Raw genomic sequence first — 20,620 nt, 5'->3', positions numbered from 1 at the left:
TTGGAGGTTTTATGGCTAAAAAAATTATCCTGTCTCTGGTTCTTTTTATTGTCATATACGGTATATGTACTGCTCAAACGGCTGAAAAAGTGGAAGAGATTATAAATTCCGAATTTCTTTCCAAAGGGCAGGCATGCTATTTAATAGGAACTGCAACGGGAAAGGTAAATGATAATGAAAGTTACGATGAAGCATTTAAAAGCTATTCGGATTTAAAAATGTTTAAGAACGCTTCGGCAAATGAACCGATAAAACTTGCCGAATTTTCCAATTTGGTTTTGCAAAATGCCGGGGCAAGGGGCGGATTATGGTATAGAGTTACAAAAACCCCTCATTATGCATTGCGCTACTTTAAATTAAAAGGTATTGTAAGGCAAAATGCGGTAGGTTCGGAACCGATTACTATTTCGCAAGCCTTTGACATCTTAGCTAAAATAGAAATCGCCGATAACTTTGAAGGAGAAATTCGAAATGAAAAAAAATAAGCCGGCCGTACTGATGCTGTTTTTTACGGCGATTTTATGTTTCGCATTTGAAGGAGGCGGGTTGCTGAAAACCGGAATAGGGTTTGATATTAAAAAACCGTCGCTTCCCGACAGCAAGACCTCTCTTACGCTTAACCATTATGACGGAATAACCGTTTGGGCTAAGCAAAATATGGATAAGAGCGGTAATTTTAATTTTAATGTCCAAGGTTCATATCTTTTTTCGTTAAAAAAAGATTTAAAACCTAAAAATGAAAAAGCCGTTTTAAAGCACATACTTGATATTGAGCTTCTTAAATTTTCTTTTTTCCTGCCTGTAACCTCTAAAAGCAACATGTCAATCGAGTTCGGGCGTTACGGTTTAACCGATATAACAAAAACGGTTTTGGACCAGCAAATGGACGGAGTGTTTATTTCTTATACGCAGCCGGACTTTTCGTGTTTTTTTAATTTGGGATATACCGGGCTTTTAAATGCCCATACCGTACAAATCAATTCGCGCAATAAAACTAAAAATACGAATATTTACAGATTATCTCCTTCTTTTTTCCAAATATCCGGTTTATTCCATGTTCCTGCCGGAAAAGAGAACCATTCAATAGATTTTGAAGTTAATTCTTTTATTGAAACAAAAAAAGCGGGAGCAAGCAGGACGTATTTTATTCTTTCGGCAAACGGTCCGATAATGCCTAATTTATTTTTTATTCTCTCCGCGGCAGGAGGACTTATGTCCGCCGAAAAAAGTTTAAAACCCGGCTTTTTTGTAAACGGAGAGCTTAATTATTACTTCGACAGGTACGGTGCAAAGATAGGCGGAAAGACTCAATGGTTTTCCGGCGGAAAATTTTCGTTTGACACCTTTACAAAAACAAGCGCTTCGAAGATGCTGTTTATAGGTTATTCTGATTTGTTAAAGGCCGGTTTTAATTTCAGTATAAAACCGATAAATGACCTTTTTATAGGTTCCGATTTCGGAATCTTTTGTAAGGGATTGCATCAAAAGGGGCAAAAGTTTTTTACGGGATTTGAATGGACGGCTTATTTGGGCTATACTCTTTTTGAAGATATATCTTTCGGTTTTGATACCGGGATTTTTATTGATAAGAATAAAAATGTGGATTCAAAAATAGATTTAAAAGGAACTGTTTCGTTCTGAGGTTAAATAATTGGAGGTGTAATATGAAAAAACTGATTTTAACGGCGGTTTTTATTTTTTGCTTTTTTATTCCGCTTTCGGCAGTAAGTGCCGAGATTATAGCGGTAAAGGGTAAGGCGGAAATAAAACAAAACGGTGTTTGGGTTGCGGCAAAACAAGGTGATGTCGTAAGCGCGGGAAATACGATTTCCACAGCATTTAAATCGGAGTTGACTTTAAGGATTGACGGCTCAACCGTTATTGTTCAACCTCTTACAAGGCTTACAGTGGAAGAAATAGCCGCAAAAGCCGAAACCGTTTCGTCAAAGGTTTATTTAAATGTGGGGTCGGTAAAGGCCGATATCAAGCCGGCTTCTACAAAAAAAGTCGAATTTAAAGTAAGGACCCCTGTAGCAACGGCTTCCGTCCGCGGAACTTCAGGCCGAATTTATTCGGACGGTACCTTGGAAGGCTTTTCAGGGAAATGGCTTTACTCTACTGATTCTGGAACAACGGTGTTTGTCGCTCCCGGGAATTCGGTAAGTATTGACGATAAGGGTACGGTAATTCCGCCTCAAACCGCAAAGATTATAAGTGCCGGTGAAAACGCTATAACGACTCTTGCAGATAGGGAAAAGAAAGGTAATTCTTTATCTTCGGTAAATAATGATATAGATGTTTCGGAGCTAAGTCCGATACAGGAAACTATAACAATAAGTATTTCATGGGAAGATTAAACCGGCCGATTTACTGCCTTTAACCGCATTTTCAATAAATGCGGTTAGGGCGTTTTTTTTATCGCTTGGAACTATTCCCTTTATTTTTATCTTTTCACCGAATATTATGTCTTCGGTTTCAACGGAAAAATCTGCGAAACTGCGTTTTAAAATTTCATATTCCGAATAAGAGCAAAAAAGCTCAAATTTGTTTTTAGGTATATACGGAATAATTTTACTTTTTTCCAAAACGGCTTTTGCGGCTTCCGAATAAGCCTTAACCAATCCTCCCGTCCCTAAAAGAATACCTCCGAACCTTCTCATTACTGTAAGCATTACTCCCGTAATATTTTTCCCTCTCAAAACTGCCAGAATCGGTTTCCCCGCAGTTCCCGCCGGTTCTCCGTCATCGGAGCAGCCGAGTATTCCTGCCGTTTCACCCAGTACAAAGGCGTGTACTACATGAGAAGCGTCTTTGTATTTTTGTTTTTGTGTTTTTAAAAGAGTGCGCGCTTCGGCTTGGGTTTTGACGGGAAAAATTTCCGCTAAAAATTTGGAATTTTTTACTTCTATTTCGCAAGAGGCGTATTCGGCTAAACTATTCATTTTTAATACTTCCGTTATTTGAAAAGACTTTCAGATTTAAAAGGGAAATGTCCGATTTTACCATTTTGAATCCTCCGCATAAAACAAACTAAAAAAAAAGACACTCTATAGAGTGTCTTTAAAAGAAGCTAGCGGCAATAGGGCTTGAACCTATGACCTAACGGATATGAGCCGTTTGCTCTGCCAACTGAGCTATACCGCCGTAACAGAAGTTGAGTATACTAAAAAAATCTTTTTGTGTCAAGTATTTTTTTTTAAATATTAAAGGCTTCGTCAAAAAAAAGTAAGGCTCATTTTTTAAGCCTATCGGACGGCAAGGTTTAAATTTTAATTTAAGAACAAAAACGTTTTACGTAAAAACACTTTTTTTATTCATTGACTATATTTTGAATTCCTGATATAATGCGGTACAGAGTAATCAACCTATTGACTATTATCAGGAGGTCAAAAGTGAAACTTGAATTAGGTATTATCCCCATTAACGACATGAAATTTGGAAACAAAACAGCCGTTAACGGAACATGCCTTGAAGTAAACAAAGCTGAACTTGAGGCTCTTATTAAAGAAGACCCTCTTGTAACCGGTGTAGAATTGCATATTGCAAAACCCGGCGACAACACCAGAATCATTCCGGTAAAAGATGTTCTTGAACCGAGATGTAAGGTGGAAGGTTCAGGAGTTTGCTTCCCCGGATTTTTTACGGGCGAAGAGGCTGTTGTAGGAGCAGGTAAAACCCATGTATTAAGGGGTGCTGCTGTTGTTACCACCGGAACCGTTGTAGGTTTTCAGGAAGGTATTATTGATATGTCAGGCCCGGGCGCCGAATACACACCGTTTTCAAAAACGGTAAACTTGGTTGTTGACTGCAAAATTCAAGACGATGTTACCCGCGCCGTTAAAGAAAAAGCTTTGCGCCTTATGGGCTTAAAAACAGCCCGTTATTTGGGTGAAGCCTCACGCAATGTAAAACCCGCTTCTACGGAAACTTATGAAACTCTTCCCTTCGTAGAGCAGGCTAAGCAATATCCCAATCTTCCCAAGGTAGGATATGTTTACATGCTTCAAAGTCAGGGATTGCTGCACGATACTTACTACTACGGTATCGATGTAAAGCAAATTCTTCCTACATTTATGTACCCCACGGAAGTTATGGACGGTGCTATTGTAAGCGGTAACTGCGTTTCCGCATGCGATAAAAACCCCACCTATGTTCACCAGAACAGCCCCATTATTCACGAGCTTTTTAAAAGGCACGGAAAAGATATTAACTTTATGGGTGTAATTATTACAAACGAAAACGTTACCCTTGCAGACAAGGAACGCTCTTCAAATCTTTCGGCAAAAATGGCTCAGCAATTAGGCTGCGATGCGGTTATCGTTTCCGAAGAAGGTTTCGGAAACCCCGATGCGGACTTAATTATGAATTGCCGAAAAATCGAAGAACTCGGTATTAAAACGGTTCTTGTAACCGACGAATATGCCGGTCAGGACGGAGCAAGTCAATCTCTTGCAGATTCACACCCCTTAGGAAATGCCGTAGTTTCCAACGGAAATGCAAATCAAGTTGTAAAACTTCCTCCGATGAAAACCGTTATCGGAGATGCAAAGCAGGCAAACGTAATAGCCGGAGGTTGGGACGGAAGTTTACATGCCGACGGAACAATTGAAGCCGAGATTCAGGTTATTACCGGTGCTACAAATGAGCTCGGATTTCACTATCTTACGGCAAGAGGAATATAAGGAGTTAAGCTATGAGTAAAGTAATTGTTCATTATTTAAACCAATTCTTTGCCGGTAAGGGCGGAGAAGACATGGCTGACTACAAACCGGAAGTAATCGACGGTACGGCAGGTCCCGGAGCCGGACTCCAAGGTGCTGTAGGAGATGCCGGAAAAATAGTAAAAACCATTATCTGCGGTGATAACTATTTTAACGAACACGAAGAAGAGTGTATTAAATTCGTTAAAAAAGTGCTTGAAGAAACAAAGGCCGACCTTTTAGTTGCAGGTCCCGGTTTTAATGCCGGACGCTACGGAATGGCTTGCGGTAATGCCGCAAAAGCCGCTTTTGAAATGGGAATTCCCGCCGTTTCAGGTTTGTACGAGGAAAACCCCGGATACGATGTGTTCAGACCCTTTATGTACACGGTAAAAACTAAGAATTCGGCGGTAGGTATGCGCGAAGCTGTTCCCGCAATGGGAGCTATTGCAAAAAAAGTGCTTACAGGTGAAAAAATCTGCTGCCCCGAAAAAGAAGGTTTATTACCTAAGGGTGTACGTGAAAACTATTTTGCCGAAGAGCGCGGTGCAAAACGCGCGGTTGATATGCTCTTAAAGAAAATTAAGGGTGAAGAATTCGTAACCGAATATCCTATGCCCGTTTTCGACAGAGTTCCTCCCTTTGCAGCCGTAAAAGATATTTCCAAGGCTAAAATCGCTTTGGTAACTTCAGGCGGTGTTGTTCCCAAGGGAAATCCGGACCACATTGAGGCTTCAAATGCTTCACACTACGGAGAATACTCCATTGCAGGTATGGCTAAACTTTCTTCCGCCGACAGCGAAACGGCTCACGGAGGATATGACCCGACATATTGCAATGCCAATCCCAACAGAGTTCTTCCCGTTGACGTATTACGCGATATGGAAAAGGAAGGCAAAATCGGAAAGCTGCACGACAAGTATTACACCACTGTAGGTAACGGTACTGCCGTAAAAAGCTCTAAAAAATTTGCCGAAGAAATTGCTCAAAAGTTAGTAAACGACGGAGTGCAGGCTGTAATTCTTACCTCTACGTGAGGTACATGTACTCGTTGCGGTGCAACGATGGTTAAAGAAATCGAGAGAGTTCTCCCGGTAGTACATATTGCAACTGTTGTTCCTATTTCCAAAACTGTAGGAGCTAACCGAATCGTTCCGGCGGTAGCTATTCCGCACCCGCTCGGAGACCCCAAAATGAATGAAGCCGATGAAAAAAGCTTAAGACGTGCTTTGGTTGAAAAATCGTTAAAAGCTCTTGAAACACCCGTTTCGGAGCAAACCGTTTTTTAATTAAACCGTTAAAATTGCGTCTCCTCTAAAAACCGCAGTTTTTAGAGGCCGCATATAGAGTTTCACTTTAACCGTTCAGGTTAAGGTGGAACTTTTTTTTACTTTATTAAAATTTATCTTTTTTTGTATCTTTCCGCCTTGCCGGTATCGCTTTTATTGTTTTTCCTTTTTTCGGAATGCTTGCGTTTACCTGTAGAAAAATCCGAAGATGAGGATTTACGGTTTACGCTGTCGTGTTTACGCATTTTAGAGCGGAAGCCGGGTTTTCTTTCATCTGAAAAATTCGAAGAGGAGCTTTTTACGTCTATATGCATATCGGGAAGCCCCCGCTTTTTTTTGCAAAGACGCAAAGCGTCATTTGCGGCATTTTTAGGTAAGGTTGCAAGAGAAAATTTATCGGTAACTTCTATATCGTCTACAAGTCTTTCAGGTATGGATAAAAGAGAACTTAAAAGCTCGGCAAGACGTCTTTTTGTAATTCCGTCCCTTCTGCCCGCGCCGATATAAAGCCTTAGGCTGTCCTCGTCAAGTTTTTTTCCTTTCTTTCCGCCTCTTCCCTCAGGTTTTACGGGTTTAATTGTTTTATAATGAGACGGTGAAAGAAATTTTCCGTATTGCATTTGAAGGATAAATGCCAAGACTGTTTGGGAATCGGCATATTCCGTAAGTTTGTTTGCAAAGGCCGTAAATCCCTGTTCCGGTTTTTCTTCAAAAGATAATTTTTCGATTTGCGCCGCGGTTTCTTTTAAAATACGTGTCCGTTTTGTTTCTATTACCGATTCTATAGAAGGTATTTTTCCTTCTTTTAACTCGCCGCGTGCATGTTTTCTTAAATACTCGATGCGTCTTATTTCGCTCGGACGGATAAAACTTACCGCCGTTCCTTCCGCACCCGCTCTTCCCGTTCTTCCTATACGGTGAGTATAAGTAGGGCCGTCGTATGGAATTGCGTAGTTTACAACGTGTGTGATTCCTTCAATGTCTATTCCTCGGGCGGCAACATCGGTTGCAACCAAAATACGAGTTTTTTTTGCTCTAAACTTATCGAGAATTTTTTCCCTCTGACTTTGCGGAATGTCGCCGTGAAGGGCGGCCGCTTCGTAATGCCTTTCATCAAGTTCTTTTGCTACGGCATCGGCGTCCACCTTTGTTTGGCAAAATACAAGACCGTAAAAGTCGGGCGTTGTATCTATTAAACGGACTAGGGCTTCCGTTTTATCGCCCTCGCGAACCAGCCAAAAAAATTGCTCGGTAAGAGATGCCTCTTCTTCCTTGTGTTCTTCTTCTACAATTTCATAATCGCCCATAAAATCGGAAGCGATGGAAAGGATTTGTTTAGGCATTGTTGCGGAAAACATCAATACTCTGGCTTCAGGATTTGCATGGCCGAAAATATTTTCTATATCTTCTATAAAACCCATATTGAGCATTTCGTCGGCTTCATCTAAAATAAAGTATTCTATGTTTTCAAGTTTAAGAGAACCTCTTTCGATGTGGTCCATTACACGGCCCGGAGTTCCTACTACTATTTCGGTTCCGCTTTTTAAGTTACGCAGCTGCTGTCCTATTGGAGCGCCTCCGTAAACAACGGTAATGCGCGGATATTTTTCTATTCTGAACGATTCCACTTCCGCAGCTACCTGAACTGCGAGTTCCCGCGTAGGCACTAAAATTAAAGCTCTCACCTTTCCGGTATCGGAGCGCAATTCCTGTACAAGCGGAAGTCCGAAAGCCGCCGTTTTTCCCGTCCCCGTCCTTGCCTTTGCAATAACATTTGCGTCCCCCGAAAGAAGGCGCGGTATTGCCAAAATTTGAATAGGCGTAGGCTCTTCAAAACCCTTTGCCTCAATTGCCTGTAAAACTATTTCGTCAAGTTCCAGGTCTTTAAAAGTAATTTCCATAATTAAATTAGAGTATAGCATATAGCGGAAAATAGTTCTATAGATGAGGAATCCTTAAAAAAAATACGATTAAAAGATAATATAAACGGTTCTATAAGTTAAAAGATGCCGTTGGAATTATGCCTTTATCTTGAAAATTTTACCCTTTTGTTGTATTATGTAGCTCTCGGGAGGGGTTATGGCAGGGAAACAGCTGATAAAAGAAAACAGCGGTTATATACAGGAATTACCGGGTTGGGCGCAAGAGCTTTCAATAAAGTATTGTTCAAAGACGGCCAACCTTTATTTTGTTCACGGAAATATAAGAGATTTTTTGCCCCACCAGGCGGCGGGTTTTGCGGGAAGTTTTCTTTTCGTCAAAATACGCGACTATATTTCGGAGGTAATTTTCGGGAATAAAAACATAATTGTTTACTACGATAAATCGGGAGGCATTTCCTTTTGTACCGAGGCTATGTATAAGGCTTATCTTGAGGAAATGCACAGGGTTTTTCCCGATGTTCCTTTGGAAGACTTTATCTCCTCCGACCCGCGTCTTGCCTTTTCTTATTTGGAACGCTATTTTGTTCTTAACTTCGGAAAAGATTTACGCATTGTGCTTATAATCGATTATGCCGAAACTATTATTCCTGCGGACGATATAGGCAGCTTGAGTGAAACCGACAGGTATTGCTTTGTAACCTTAAACAGATGGTCTCACGAGCCTTCATTTACCCGCGAAGATATTTCAATTATAATGATGACCGAAAATTTAACCGATTTAAATCCGCGTCTTACGGCAGCTCCTTCCACTATAAAGGTTTGTATTCCCTTGCCTGATACCGATACCCGTATAGAATTTTTAGAATATCTTCAAAATCAGGAAGAAATTCTTTTAACCGAAAGAAGTTTAACCGCTCAACGTATGGGCGTTTTAACATCCGGTTTAAACTTAATGAATATACACCAAATTGCGGCTGAATCTTATCAGGACGATTGTCCCATAACGTTTGAGCATTTGGCAAAAAGAAAACGGGAAATAATACGTAATGAAGCCCTCGGTCTTTTGGAATTTATAGATACGGAATACGACTTATCCCTTGTTTCGGGGCACGATTTTGTAAAAAAACGGTTTAAATTTGCCGCAAAGGCCTTGCAAAGGGCAAGAAACGATGTCCTTCCGATGGGCTACTTAATTTCAGGCCCGATAGGTACGGGAAAGACCTTTATAGTTTCCGCCTTTGCAGGTGAAATAGGTATTCCGATGGTGCGTCTTTTAAATTTCCGCTCTCAGTGGCAGGGTGCTACGGAATCGAATCTTGAAAAAGTTTTAAATATTTTAAAGGCAATGTCGCCGGTTGCTGTTATGATTGATGAAGCGGACGTAGTTTTGGGTAACAGAACAACCAACGATATTTCAGGTACTTCCGCCAGAGTTTTTGCTCAAATTGCAAATTTTATGGGCAATACGGAATATCGCGGCAAAATAATTTGGTTTTTAATAACTTGCCGTCCGGATTTAATTCCGATAGACTTAAAGAGACAGGGCAGGGCGGAAGAGCACCTTGCCTTGTTTTATCCTGAAAACGATGCCGAAAAATTGGATTTATTTATAACCTTACAGCGTAAACTGCAAATTAAAACGCATGAAGTCAATTTTCCCGCAATTATAAAAAAGATTAAATTCGATATTTCAGGCGCCGATATTGAAGCGATTTTAGTTCGGGCGAAAATGAGCGCCACGGTAGAAGGGCGGGCAATGATACATCAAAAGGACTTGGAAGAAATTATAGCCGATTTTATTCCGCCCTCATACCCTAATGAAATTGAATTACAAAATTTGGTTGCGGCAATAGAAAGTACAAGTAAGGAAATGATTCCGAAAAAATATCAATCTATGCAGCGCTCCGCTATGGCTTCGGAAATTTTGGAATTAAAGCAATTATTGGGAGAAAGGAATTAGTTTATGCAAAAAATAAAGAAAAAACTGAGCTTTGTTTTTTTTCTTTTTACCTTTTCCGTTTTTGCGGAATTTAATTTTGATTTAATTGTTCAGCCCTTTACGGGAACCGAATTTTTTGTTGACGGCAAAACGGTTAAACCCTTAGTGCTGGAAAAGGATAATACTCTTGCAAAGGTGCGTCTTATACTTAAAGATTCCGCTTCCGCTATTGAAGTTAAAAATAAAGGATTCCGTACGGTAAATTTAACCGATGAGCTTATAAGGTTAAAAAACGATGTTGGAAAAACGGCGGACTTAAAAGCTCCTTTTTCACTTAAGGCTCTTGCAATCTTATCACGGAAAGAGTCAAAATTCGATACGAAAGCTTTTTTTCCTACGGGAAGGCAGCCTAAAAGCGTAACCTTTGTAAATTCCGATACCGTTGCCGTAGCCCTTCTCGACGGAAACGGAGCGGATATTATCAATATCGAAACCGGAGAAAAAAAGAGAATTTCTCCTCCTAAAGAGTATGCGGAAAAACTCGGCTTTGTAGAAGCCCTTGTATTAAAAAATAAAAATGAACTTTGGATAAGTCAGATGCCTACGGCTTTAATTCATGTTTTTAATCTTACAACCTTTGAATATAAAACCGCAGTTAAAACGAGCGGCAAATGGAGCAAGGTTATGGCTTATAACCCATTAACCGACAGGGTTTATTTAAGTAATTGGCAAACCTTCGATATAAGCGTAATAAATACTGAAACTTACAGCGAAGAAAAAAAAATTAAAACTAAGGCGGTTCCGCGCGGAATGGCTTTTTCGGAAGACGGTAAATTTATCTATTGCGCTCAGTTTGAAGATGCTGCGGGGAATTCAAATTGCCGCCTTATAAAAAAAGAGCTTGACACTTTTAAAACCGTTTCGGAATCGGGAATGAAAGGTGCAAAAAGGCATATTGTTACGGATTATAAACAGGGACGGCTTTATGTTTCGGATATGCTTAATGCGGTTATAGAAGTTTATTCTCTTAAAGACGAGAGCCTTATAAAAACTGTAAAGGTTTTCAGCCACCCCAATACTATTCAGCTTTCGCCTGACGGAAAGTTTTTATATGTTTCATGCCGAGGGCCAAATAATCCCGATAAGGGCTATTTGTATAAAGGCTATGTAATGGGGAGACTGGATATTATTGATACCGAAACCCTTACCCGCATTGAAAGCGTAGAAGCGGGAAACCAGCCGACGGGTTTGGATATTTCTCCCGACGGCAAAACAATAGTTCTTTCCGATTTTTTAGATAACCGTATCAGAGTGTTTAAAAAAAATTAACGGGAAGGGGAAGCGTACCTTAATTTGAGTTTATCGGTTGCGGATTTGATTCAGGAGGTTGACAACGGTGTAATAATCGGGTAGTATTATTACAGCGATTTCGGTCTTGGTGCCGTTTCTTAAGGGAAGCGGTGAAAAGGGAATCAGGTGAAAGTCCTGAGCAGTCCGGCTGACGTAAGGAGATAGCGTGTTTTCAAAATTGCCACTGGGATATTTAAATATAGCCCGGGAAGGCGGAAACAAGCGATGACCTCCGAGCCGTAAGACCTGCCAATGACTATGAGGGTAAAGACGCCCGTCTTTGTCCGTGCAGTGCTCCGCCTGGATACGGAGTTACCTGCAAGAATTTATCGTGTTTACATTTATATTTTTCCGGAATATTGCTCCTTGTGCTGTTGTATAAGATTTTGTCAAGTTTTCTTATGCATTTCACACGTATATTCTCCGATACCCTTAGAATATACATAATTTCCGGTTAAATTTTATGTTTTACCTTTTCAATACCTGCGGCCGAAATCGTTTTCTTTAACTGTAAGAAAGTCCGTAAGGTTTTGGATATGCATAAGGGGAAGCTCCTTAAGAATTTAAAACTTTTGTAATGAGGAATTTTATGGGAAATACTTACGAAAAACTCGTTTTAACTATAGAAGATGCCGCAAAAACGGCAGGTTTAAAAGAAGACGATTATATTACTTTGCTCAGCCCCGAAAGAGAGCTTCATGTTTCCATACCGGTAGTTATGGACTCAGGCCGTGTAAAGGTATTTAACGGCTATAGAGTTCAACATTCTACTTTAAGAGGCCCCGCAAAGGGCGGCATACGGTTTCATAAAGATGTGGATATTGATGAAGTCCGCGCTCTTTCGGCATGGATGACTTTTAAGTGTGCCGTTGCCGATATTCCTTACGGAGGAGGCAAGGGCGGTATATCCGTGAACCCTTCGGAACTTTCGGAAAACGAGCTTGAAAAATTAACCCGCGGGTATGCAAGACGGATAGCCAAATTTATCGGCCCCCATATTGATATTCCTGCACCCGATGTGGGTACAAATGCGAAAATTATGGCTTGGATTGCCGATACATATAGTGCGGCGGTCGGCGAGTTTACGCCTGCCGTTATAACGGGCAAGCCTGTTGCTTTAGGCGGTTCTCTCGGAAGGGCTGAAGCTACAGGCCGCGGAGTTACGGTTGCCTGTATTGAAGTATTAAAACGTTTAAATAAAACTTTAAAAGGACAGAGGGTTGTTATTCAGGGTTTGGGAAACGCAGGCGGTGTTACGGCGGAACTTATGTTTAAAGAAGGTGCTAAAATTATTGCTGCGGGCAACAGTTCGGGAGCAATTTATAATGAAAACGGACTCGATATTCCAGCCGTTACGGCTCATATAAAAAATAAAAAAAGGCTTGATACTTTGACTGGCGATTTTAAGCATATTTCTTCCGCCGAGCTTTTGGAACTTGAAACCGATATTTTAATTCCCGCCGCTTTGGAAAATCAAATTACCGAATTAAATGCCGAGAAAATAAAGGCTCCTATAATAGTTGAAGCCGCAAACGGACCTGTAAGCCCGGAAGCGGATATTATTTTACAGAATAAAGATATTATTATAGTTCCGGATATACTTGCAAATGCCGGAGGGGTAATTGTTTCGTATTTTGAATGGGTTCAAAATTTACAGGGCTTTTATTGGAGTGAAGAAGAAGTAAATAACCGCCTATGTGAAAAAATTAAAAAAGCCTTTGATTTTGTATGGAATTTAAAAGAAGAATATAAGGTTACTATGAGAAAGGCCTGTTATATAAAAGCTTTAAAACAGTTGGCGGAAGCACGTAACGCTGCCGGTTTTTAATAAGCATACAGTTTAAAGGTTATCCATATTTAAAAGGCTTGCAGCTTCGTCTTTTTTTAGATATACTTTTAAGTTTATAGGCTTTGAATATACTGGGAGGGGTTAAAAATGAAAAGAAAAAAAATTGCTATCTTGGTAAGCGGCGAATATAAAAAACAGCCTACAAAAGACGATTTACTTTTACAAAACGAGCTGCAAAACAGGGGATACCTTGCCGATATTACGGTTTGGAGCGATACCTCAACGGATTTTTCCGAATATGACTTGGCTATAATCCGCTCCTGTTGGGATTACGACGGCCGTCTTACCGAATTTTTGCGGCAAATGAAAAAAATAGAAAACTCTTCATTATTATATAATCCGCTCGACATTATTGAAAAAAATTCCGATAAGCGGTATTTACTTGATTTACAAACAACCGGAATTAAAATCACGCCTACCGTTACGGCTGATAACCTTAATAACCTCAATATTCCTTCGGAATGGAAAAAAGTAGTTATAAAACCGAATATCAGTGCAAGCGGAAAAGATACTTACAGATATTCAATAGATGAAGAAGAAAAGATAAAAGCCGCTTGCTCGGATATTATCGGAAAAGGAAAACTTCCTTTAATTCAAAAATATATTTCTTCAATTGAAACTTTCGGCGAGCACTCTTCAATAGTCATAGACGGAAAAATAACATTAACTGTGAAAAAAACTCCGGCAAAGGGCGGTTTTTTAATTCATAAACATTTCGGCGGCTCCTCAACTTCCGTACAAACTTCCGAAAAAGAAAAATCTTTTATCCGAAACATACTTTCAAAGTTGGAAAGCCTTCCCCTTTATATGAGGGTTGATTACTTAAAAGACGAAAACGACAATTTCCTTCTTTTGGAATTGGAGCAAATCGAACCTCACCTATACTTAACCGAGAGCGTCTCCGGCCTTGAGGCTCTAACGGACGGTATTATAAAACGGCTGTCATAAACGACGGACTTTTAAGTATAGAGCGTCTCCTATTTTTAAATTAACCTATAATAAATTTAAAACACTTAAAAGTTAAAAAAAATTATCGGCTCTCTCTTTTTTATCGAATTTACAGACGATTTTCTCTTAATTTTGCATTTTTTTTACAAAAAATTTGTATTTTTTTCACTTTTTTTATAAAAAATACTTGACATTCTTAAATTTTGTGATAAAATGTAAACAAGTGCCGAAAAGTGGCAAAAGGTGGAATAAAGTGGTAAACTGCGTTATGACAGGCGAATATAAGAATACTCTCGATGAAAAAGGTAGAATTATGTTTCCTGCTAAAATACGTTCAGGATTACCCGAAGCGCGCCTTATTATAACGCGCGGAATCGACAGCTGTCTTTGGCTTTTTACTCCCGAAGAATGGCAAAAACTTTCCGACGAAATTATGGCTAAGGCTTCATTATTCAAAACCGAGTCTCGTATTGTTACAAGAAGGTTAATTGCGCCGGCACAGGAAATAGAATTTGACAAGACCGGAAGACTCTCGGTTCCGCAGAGTTTACGGGAATATGCTGGGCTCGAAAAGGATTGTATAATTTTAGGGCTTTCAAAGTATTTTGAATTGTGGGACGAAAAAAAATATGAAAATTATTTGAAGGAGAGCGAGTCCGGCTTTTTGGAAGCTGCCGAAGGCTTAGGTACAATCGGTTTATAGTTTATATGAAAATTGTTCATACGTCCGTATTGCTTGATGAATGTCTTAAAATCTTAAAACCTGCCGGTTCCGATAATCTTTTTGTAGACGGAACATTGGGAGAAGGCGGACATACGGAAGCATTTTTAAAAACATATCCTCATCTTAATGCCGTAGGAATAGACGCCGATGCCGCAATTCAAAAAAAAGCGAAGGAAAGGTTGTCGCCTTTCGGAGAGCGTGTAAAATTTTATTTAGGCTGGTCCGATGATTTTTTTAAAAACTATCCTGAAGATTTACAAAGACCCGATATTATCCTTTTGGATTTGGGAATTTCAATGTTTCATTATACGGAATCGGGAAGGGGGTTTTCTTTTTCTGCGGACGAACCGTTGGATATGCGTCTTAATTCTTCTTCAAAAATAAGTGCCGCCGATATTGTAAATACGTATTCCGAAAAGGCTTAAGGCTTTGGCGGATTTGATTTTTAATTACGGTGAAGAGCGTTATTCCCGTAAAATTGCGGCAAAAATAGTTTTAAGGCGCGAAGAGGTAAGATTTCAAACTGCAAAAGATTTGGCCGATTGTATTTATTATGCCGTACCTCAAAACTGTAGACACGGAAAACTTCACCCGGCAACAAAGACTTTTCAAGCCTTGCGTATTGCCGTAAACGAAGAGTTAAACAGACTTCCGTCTCTTTTGGAGCTTGCGTTTTCCGCTCTTGAGCCCGGAGGTAAATTGGGTGTTATAAGTTTTCATTCTCTTGAAGACAGGATTGTAAAATTATATTTTAGAGAGTTGGGAAAAAACTGTACTTGCCCCGATAATGTGCCGATATGTAAGTGTGGGGGAAGGGCCAGGGCTGTTGTTTTGACTAAAAAAGGAATTGAGCCTTCGGAAGAGGAGATTAAAAATAATCCTCCTTCACGCAGTGCAAGACTGCGTGCCGTTCAAAAAATCGGGTGTAAGGAGAGTTCAAAATGAAAAAAATTAGCGCCGTCGTGTTAACTATGTTGATTCCTCTTTTGTTGTTCGCTGTGGTTTTACAGTCTTCAAGATATTCCGCTGTAGAGCGGGAAATGAAGGATTACGATAAGGAACAGATAAGAATAATCGAAGAAAATAAAAGAAAGATTTCCGGTATTTCAATTTTATCGAAGCCTGAGCGTATAGAAAGGATTGCTGTGGAAGAATTAAAAATGCGGAAAGCTAGGTCTGCGGAAATTTTACGTATAGAAATTTCGAAGGAGAAACATGGCTTTTGATTCGGATAATTTAAATCGTGAGTTTACTCTTTTATTTTTTGATGAGCTTGTAAAAAGTACCGGCGGAAGTATTTTGTTTAATTTTTCGCCGGTAAACGGTTTTACCTCCGTTGTAATCGACAGTAGAGGTGTAAGGCCCAATTCTCTTTTTGTTCCTTTACGAGGAGAAAAACAGGACGGTCATATTTACATTGAAGACGCTTTAAAAAACGGTGCCGTTTGTTTTTTTGCCGATACCGAATATGTAAGGTTTGAAGAAAATAAGATTACGCTTGAGAAATTGTGTAAAAAATATTACGCTTGCTGTATTACGGTAAAAAACAATTTATATGCTCTTCAGGCGGCATCAAAATTTTATTTAACGAAATTCCCGAGCCTTTATAAAATAGGTGTAACGGGCTCAAGCGGAAAAACTACTACGAAAGAAATTTTAGCTTCGATTTATTCTTTAAAATATAATACCGCAGTAAATAAGGGTAATTTAAATTCGGAAACGGGGCTACCTCTTTCGGTTTTTACGGTACGTCCGGAGCACGAAGTCGGAATTTTCGAGCTCGGTATGAATAGAAAAGGTGAGATTGCGGAGCTTGCAAATATTCTTTTACCAAACGCTGCGATTATTACAAACATAGGTTCCGCCCATATCGGTATTCTCGGCACGAAAAAGGCAATTGCTGAGGAAAAAAAGGAAATTTTTTCAAATTTTACGGATAATTGCATAGGCTTTGTTCCCGATTGTAAGTTTACGGAATTTTTAAAAAGCGTTCCCGCCGGAAAGATTTATGTTTATTCCGCGGATAAAAATTCCAATATAAAAAAAATAGAAGAGAACGGAACGGAAGGCTCCGTTATATTTTACAAAGACGAAAAAATTTTATTCCCGCTTGCGGGAAAATACAATATAGACAATGCTGCGGCGTGTATCGCTTTGGCGGAAAAAGATAATTTTTCCGCAAGTGAAATTAAAAAAGGGTTGGAAGCCGTGCGGCCTCTGTTCGGTAGATCTCAGATTATCCGCGGGCTTGCGACCTGTTTTTTTGATTGTTATAATGCAAACCCCGATTCTATGAGCGAGGCGATTGATTTTTGCAATTCGGTAAAATCCGAAGGGGTTAAGCATTATGTTTTAGCCTCGATGCGTGAATTGGGTAAAGAATCGGAGGCAAGTCATAAGCTGATTGCCGAAAAAGTCTTATCTTCGGAAGCGGATATAATTTATTTTTTCGGAGATGAATTTGCTTTCGTATTAAAAAACTGCGATAAAAAAAATAAAAGAGTGTTCATATTTAAAACGGACGAATTTGAAAATTTAAAAAATACGCTTAAAGAAAATTTAAATAAAGGCGATTTTGTTTTATTAAAAGGTTCGCGGGGCTTGGAGCTTGAGAGATTGGAAGAGGTGTTAAAACCGGAGGCGGGGAATGAATAAATATATTGCAGCGAAAAAAAATATCAATCCTGAAAAACACGATTTTATTTTTGCAATGACCGTGCTGCTTTTATTCGGTGTAGGTTATACGACCTTATATTCAGGCTCGATTCATTATGCCAAGCGTATATTTGACGACCAATTGTATTTTGTTATTAAACAGGCAAAGCATGCGGTTGTCGGTTTGGCGGGTATGCTGTTTTTTACGTTTATGGATTTTTCAAAAATAAGGAAAATGCTTCCCGCAATTGTTATAATTACCTTTTTACTTTGCATTTTACCCTTTATTCCGGGGCTTGGAGAAATGCGCAACGGGGCTGTCCGTTGGATAAAGTTGGGCGGTTTTAAATTTCAGCCTTCCGAAGCGGTTAAATTTTCCGTTTTGCTTTTTTTGGCAAATTTCTTCGATAAAAAGAATGATAAATATGAAGACCCTTTAATTTCGATTTTTCCTCCTTTTCTTATTACGAGTTTATTTATTTTATTTGTTTATTTGGGTAATGATTTTTCTTCTTCGCTTTTTATTTTAATAATCGCAACAACAATGTTTTTTGCGGCCGGTGTTCCTATAAGCTGGTTTTTAAAAGGTTTGGTTTGTATTATTCCGATTTTGGTTTTAATGGTTGTAACGAAGGAATATAGAATGGAGCGTGTACTTTCTTTTTTAGACCCGGGAAGAGACCCCTTGAATTCCGGCTTTCAAATTCAAGCTTCGCTTAATGCTCTTACAAGCGGAGGTCTTTTCGGGCAGGGGCTTGGGAACGGTGTAAGAAAAATTGCAAGCGTTCCTGAAATATATTCCGATTTTATATTTGTGGTTTGGGCTGAAGAAATGGGTTTTGTAGGAGTTGCATGCTATATGCTTCTTCTAATCTTTTTTGCGGTATTGGGATATAAAATTGCATTTACATGTAAGGACAGGTTCGGCTCTTACATTGCTTTCGGGGCTACTACAAGTATTTTAATTCAGTCGCTTTTAAATTGCGCCGTAGTTTCAAAACTGGTGCCTGCAACGGGGATTCCTCTTCCGTTTTTTTCTTCAGGCGGTTCATCTTTGGTGATTTCATTTTGTTTATGCGGTTTAATTTTAAATGCGTCCGGATATGTGAATAAGGGAGGTTCGGTAAATGGCTGATGTTTTTTGCTCTTGGGAGCATGATAAATATTCCGAAGAAATTTATTTTGAAAATAAAAATTTCCGTTCGGAAAAAAAACGCGGAATTAAGCCGCTGCTTATAAAAATTCTTATTATGTTTTTTGTAATTGCATTGGCCGTGGAGGTTATTTTTTATGCGATTATTTTGCCTTCGCGCTCTGCGGCGATTATAGAAATTTCAGGCTGCGAAAATTTAAGTCCGTATGAAATACAAAAGCTTTCGGGGTTATCGGGAGAGGTAAAGTGGCTTAGTATAAATTCTTCCGCAGTTTCAAAAAGGCTGGTTTCTTCTCCGCTGATTGCCTCCGTAACCGTGGAAAAAAAATTCCCGGACAGAATTTCAATTAAGGTGGCGGAGCGTCAGCCCGTTGCCGTTTCTTTTGCCGAAATAAACGGAAAAACCGTTCCGATGGAAATAGATAAGGACGGAGTTGTTTTTAGAATAGGCTCCGGAGCCGTTACCCGTAATTTACCCATTGTTACGGGGTTGACTTTTAACAATCCGCGTGCAGGAATGAAGATAAATAAGAGGCTTACTGAGTTTTTTGTTCAACTAGACCTTTTGCAAAAAAAACAGCCCGTTTTGTTAAATGAGGTTTCGGAAATTAAAATAGAGCCGGGAAGATACGGAGGGTATGATTTAAGAATATATCCGGTTAAAACCCGTTTTTCGATTATTACAAGTAAAATTTTAACCGAAGATACTCTCCGTTATATGCTGCTTCTTATAGATGTTGCTTGCGATACTGGGTTGGATAAGGATATTTCGGAATTGGATATACGCGGTTCAAATGCAATATATAAAAAACGCGGGGGCGGTAATGAGTAGCGATATTATAGTCGGATTAGATATAGGTACGAAAAATACGCGGGTGGTTGTCGCGGAAAAGCTTGAAACCGGAGGATTCCAAATTATAGGAATAGGCTCTGCCGAATCTACCGGAATGCGTAAGGGGTCTATTACCAATATTGAAAGCACGGTTCGGGGAATAAATAATGCCGTTGAATCCGCCGAAATGATGTCCGGTGTGGACATTGACCATTGCGTGGTAGGTTTGGGCGGAACTCATATTGAAGGTTTAAATTCTCGCGGTGTATTTCCCGTAAGCTATAAAGGCGGCGGGGATAAGGGAAAAAATAACCGCGAAATAGATAAAAACGATATTGAGTCGGTAATAAATTCGGCAAAGGCGGTAGTTATTCCGCTTGATAGAGAAATAATTCATGTGGTTCCTCAATCTTATACTGTAGATAAGCAGCGTGATATAAAGGACCCTCTTAATATGATAGGCGTAAGACTTGAAGCCGAGGTTCATATTATAACAGGTTCCGTAACTTCCATTAAAAATATGGTTTTGTGCGTTAACCGTGCGAATTTACGAGTGGACGGTTTTATGCATCACGGTCTTGCAGATGTAAAATCGGTAATGACAAGAGATGAACAGGAATTGGGCTCTATTTTGATAGATATAGGAGCCGGAACTACTGAAATTGTAGTTATGCAAAACGGGGCGCCGGTGATGACAACTGCAATTCCGGTGGGAGGAATTCAGGTTACAAATGATTTGGCGGTAATAAAAAAGATTCCTTTTGATATTGCGGAAAAAATAAAATTATCTAACGGCTGTTGTTGGAGCGATTTTATTGAAGCCAATGAGCAGGTTCTTTTACCCGGAGTTGCAGGCCGCGGCCCTGAAGAAATTTCCAAGTTGGAAATATGCGAAATATTTCAAGCCAGAATGGCCGAAATATTTGCAATTATAAAAGATAAGGTTTCTTCTTTTACTAAGGGAATGCATCTTTCCGGTTCCGTGGTTATTTGCGGCGGCGGCGCCTTACTTTCGGGTACTGTAGAGTTGGCAAGCGAAATTTTTAATATGCCTTCCGTACGCTTGGGAGTTCCCGCCACGGTTGGCGGTTTGACGGGAGAATATAGAAGTCCCGAATTTGCCGCCGTATTGGGGCTTGTATGGAACGCTTATGAAAATCAAAATAAGGAGGAATCCGTTTCCGCAAACGGCGGAGAAACTTCAAAAACCGTTTTTAAAAAATTTTCGGATTTTTTTAAAGATTTGTTTTAAAATATTTTAAAAGCGGGATATTAAAAAATACGGTCGGAATTTAAAA

General features: G+C 39.6%; 17 protein-coding genes, 1 tRNA gene, 1 pseudogene and 1 riboswitch. Of the genes and pseudogenes, 16 read left to right on the top strand and 3 right to left on the bottom strand.

What is annotated here, in order from left to right:
* Positions 1 to 11: 11 nt before the first annotated feature.
* Genes DYQ05_RS10155 through DYQ05_RS10145 form a run of 3 tightly spaced genes read left to right on the top strand, consistent with a single transcriptional unit; the run spans position 12 to position 2,357 of the window.
* Positions 12 to 485 (top strand): hypothetical protein, encoded by a 474-nt coding sequence (locus DYQ05_RS10155; RefSeq protein WP_206183374.1) that lies wholly within the window; start codon positions 12 to 14, stop codon positions 483 to 485.
* A complete protein-coding gene (locus DYQ05_RS10150; protein ID WP_020965908.1) occupies positions 472 to 1,641 on the top strand; it encodes a hypothetical protein in 1,170 nt (389 codons plus the stop codon). The genes DYQ05_RS10155 and DYQ05_RS10150 overlap by 14 nt, the downstream gene beginning before the upstream one ends.
* 23 nt (positions 1,642 to 1,664) lie before the next feature.
* Entirely contained in the window at positions 1,665 to 2,357 is a 693-nt protein-coding gene (locus DYQ05_RS10145) for a FecR family protein (RefSeq protein WP_024467220.1), read from the top strand.
* On the opposite strand, the gene DYQ05_RS10140 is transcribed toward DYQ05_RS10145, so the two are convergent.
* Positions 2,343 to 2,942 (bottom strand): IMPACT family protein, encoded by a 600-nt coding sequence (locus tag DYQ05_RS10140; protein ID WP_024467221.1) that lies wholly within the window; start codon positions 2,940 to 2,942, stop codon positions 2,343 to 2,345. The two genes, DYQ05_RS10145 and DYQ05_RS10140, sit on opposite strands and share 15 nt — an antisense overlap.
* A 129-nt stretch (positions 2,943 to 3,071) precedes the next feature.
* Positions 3,072 to 3,144, bottom strand: a tRNA-Met gene (locus tag DYQ05_RS10135).
* 248 nt (positions 3,145 to 3,392) lie between these two features.
* Between DYQ05_RS10135 and DYQ05_RS10130 the strand changes: the two genes are divergently transcribed.
* Positions 3,393 to 4,682, top strand: coding sequence for a glycine/sarcosine/betaine reductase component B subunit (locus DYQ05_RS10130; RefSeq protein WP_024465219.1), 1,290 nt, complete (start codon positions 3,393 to 3,395; stop codon positions 4,680 to 4,682).
* 11 nt (positions 4,683 to 4,693) lie between these two features.
* Positions 4,694 to 5,989 (top strand): glycine reductase complex selenoprotein B, encoded by a 1,296-nt coding sequence (grdB, locus tag DYQ05_RS10125; protein ID WP_080653126.1) that lies wholly within the window; start codon positions 4,694 to 4,696, stop codon positions 5,987 to 5,989.
* Positions 5,990 to 6,102: 113 nt separating this feature from the next.
* Here grdB and DYQ05_RS10115 read toward each other — a convergent pair whose 3' ends face one another.
* A complete protein-coding gene (locus DYQ05_RS10115; protein WP_194075560.1) occupies positions 6,103 to 7,890 on the bottom strand; it encodes a DEAD/DEAH box helicase in 1,788 nt (595 codons plus the stop codon).
* 178 nt (positions 7,891 to 8,068) lie between these two features.
* Between DYQ05_RS10115 and DYQ05_RS10110 the strand changes: the two genes are divergently transcribed.
* From DYQ05_RS10110 to ftsA, 11 genes and pseudogenes are all read left to right on the top strand, one after another.
* Entirely contained in the window at positions 8,069 to 9,832 is a 1,764-nt protein-coding gene (locus DYQ05_RS10110; RefSeq protein ID WP_206183373.1) for an ATP-binding protein, read from the top strand.
* A gap of 12 nt (positions 9,833 to 9,844) precedes the next feature.
* Entirely contained in the window at positions 9,845 to 11,140 is a 1,296-nt protein-coding gene (locus DYQ05_RS10105) for a YncE family protein (RefSeq protein WP_024467224.1), read from the top strand.
* A 90-nt stretch (positions 11,141 to 11,230) separates the two neighbouring features.
* Positions 11,231 to 11,429, top strand: a riboswitch (cobalamin riboswitch).
* A 321-nt stretch (positions 11,430 to 11,750) separates the two neighbouring features.
* On the top strand, positions 11,751 to 12,989 hold the full coding sequence (locus tag DYQ05_RS10100) for a Glu/Leu/Phe/Val family dehydrogenase (RefSeq protein ID WP_206183372.1): 1,239 nt from the start codon (positions 11,751 to 11,753) through the stop codon (positions 12,987 to 12,989).
* Positions 12,990 to 13,097: 108 nt separating this feature from the next.
* Positions 13,098 to 13,958, top strand: coding sequence for an ATP-grasp domain-containing protein (locus DYQ05_RS10095; protein WP_024467226.1), 861 nt, complete (start codon positions 13,098 to 13,100; stop codon positions 13,956 to 13,958).
* Positions 13,959 to 14,226: 268 nt separating this feature from the next.
* Positions 14,227 to 14,661 (top strand): division/cell wall cluster transcriptional repressor MraZ, encoded by a 435-nt coding sequence (gene mraZ, locus DYQ05_RS10090; protein WP_024465221.1) that lies wholly within the window; start codon positions 14,227 to 14,229, stop codon positions 14,659 to 14,661.
* Positions 14,662 to 14,666: 5 nt separating this feature from the next.
* Positions 14,667 to 15,627, top strand: a pseudogene (gene rsmH / locus DYQ05_RS10085) (16S rRNA (cytosine(1402)-N(4))-methyltransferase RsmH).
* Entirely contained in the window at positions 15,624 to 15,908 is a 285-nt protein-coding gene (locus DYQ05_RS10080; RefSeq protein WP_024465222.1) for an FtsB/FtsL family cell division protein, read from the top strand. Before rsmH ends, DYQ05_RS10080 begins: the two are co-directional and overlap by 4 nt.
* Positions 15,898 to 17,337 (top strand): UDP-N-acetylmuramoyl-tripeptide--D-alanyl-D-alanine ligase, encoded by a 1,440-nt coding sequence (locus DYQ05_RS10075; protein WP_024468689.1) that lies wholly within the window; start codon positions 15,898 to 15,900, stop codon positions 17,335 to 17,337. The genes DYQ05_RS10080 and DYQ05_RS10075 overlap by 11 nt, the downstream gene beginning before the upstream one ends.
* Entirely contained in the window at positions 17,330 to 18,472 is a 1,143-nt protein-coding gene (ftsW, locus tag DYQ05_RS10070) for a putative lipid II flippase FtsW (RefSeq protein WP_024467229.1), read from the top strand. Before DYQ05_RS10075 ends, ftsW begins: the two co-directional genes overlap by 8 nt.
* Positions 18,465 to 19,322 (top strand): cell division protein FtsQ/DivIB, encoded by an 858-nt coding sequence (locus DYQ05_RS10065; RefSeq protein WP_206183371.1) that lies wholly within the window; start codon positions 18,465 to 18,467, stop codon positions 19,320 to 19,322. The genes ftsW and DYQ05_RS10065 overlap by 8 nt, the downstream gene beginning before the upstream one ends.
* Positions 19,315 to 20,574, top strand: coding sequence for a cell division protein FtsA (gene ftsA / locus DYQ05_RS10060; protein ID WP_024468690.1), 1,260 nt, complete (start codon positions 19,315 to 19,317; stop codon positions 20,572 to 20,574). Before DYQ05_RS10065 ends, ftsA begins: the two co-directional genes overlap by 8 nt.
* Positions 20,575 to 20,620: the final 46 nt, after the last annotated feature.

Origin of the sequence: Treponema pedis (assembly GCF_017161325.1) — a bacterium.
GTDB classification, from domain to species: Bacteria; Spirochaetota; Spirochaetia; order Treponematales; family Treponemataceae; genus Treponema_B; species Treponema_B pedis.
This window is presented reverse-complemented; position numbering and strand designations above follow the sequence as displayed.

What these genes read in the sequence shown, in the direction of transcription:
- DYQ05_RS10155 (WP_206183374.1), top strand. Translation starts at nt 12, where the DNA reads ATGGCTAAAAAAATTATCCTGTCTCTGGTTCTTTTTATTGTCATATAC.
- ftsW (WP_024467229.1), top strand. Translation starts at nt 17,330, where the DNA reads ATGAATAAATATATTGCAGCGAAAAAAAATATCAATCCTGAAAAACAC.
- mraZ (WP_024465221.1), top strand. Translation starts at nt 14,227, where the DNA reads ATGACAGGCGAATATAAGAATACTCTCGATGAAAAAGGTAGAATTATG.
- DYQ05_RS10110 (WP_206183373.1), top strand. Translation starts at nt 8,069, where the DNA reads ATGGCAGGGAAACAGCTGATAAAAGAAAACAGCGGTTATATACAGGAA.
- DYQ05_RS10100 (WP_206183372.1), top strand. Translation starts at nt 11,751, where the DNA reads ATGGGAAATACTTACGAAAAACTCGTTTTAACTATAGAAGATGCCGCA.
- DYQ05_RS10080 (WP_024465222.1), top strand. Translation starts at nt 15,624, where the DNA reads ATGAAAAAAATTAGCGCCGTCGTGTTAACTATGTTGATTCCTCTTTTG.
- DYQ05_RS10065 (WP_206183371.1), top strand. Translation starts at nt 18,465, where the DNA reads ATGGCTGATGTTTTTTGCTCTTGGGAGCATGATAAATATTCCGAAGAA.
- DYQ05_RS10095 (WP_024467226.1), top strand. Translation starts at nt 13,098, where the DNA reads ATGAAAAGAAAAAAAATTGCTATCTTGGTAAGCGGCGAATATAAAAAA.
- DYQ05_RS10115 (WP_194075560.1), bottom strand. Translation starts at nt 7,890, where the DNA reads ATGGAAATTACTTTTAAAGACCTGGAACTTGACGAAATAGTTTTACAG.
- DYQ05_RS10145 (WP_024467220.1), top strand. Translation starts at nt 1,665, where the DNA reads ATGAAAAAACTGATTTTAACGGCGGTTTTTATTTTTTGCTTTTTTATT.
- ftsA (WP_024468690.1), top strand. Translation starts at nt 19,315, where the DNA reads ATGAGTAGCGATATTATAGTCGGATTAGATATAGGTACGAAAAATACG.
- DYQ05_RS10140 (WP_024467221.1), bottom strand. Translation starts at nt 2,942, where the DNA reads ATGAATAGTTTAGCCGAATACGCCTCTTGCGAAATAGAAGTAAAAAAT.
- DYQ05_RS10150 (WP_020965908.1), top strand. Translation starts at nt 472, where the DNA reads ATGAAAAAAAATAAGCCGGCCGTACTGATGCTGTTTTTTACGGCGATT.
- DYQ05_RS10075 (WP_024468689.1), top strand. Translation starts at nt 15,898, where the DNA reads ATGGCTTTTGATTCGGATAATTTAAATCGTGAGTTTACTCTTTTATTT.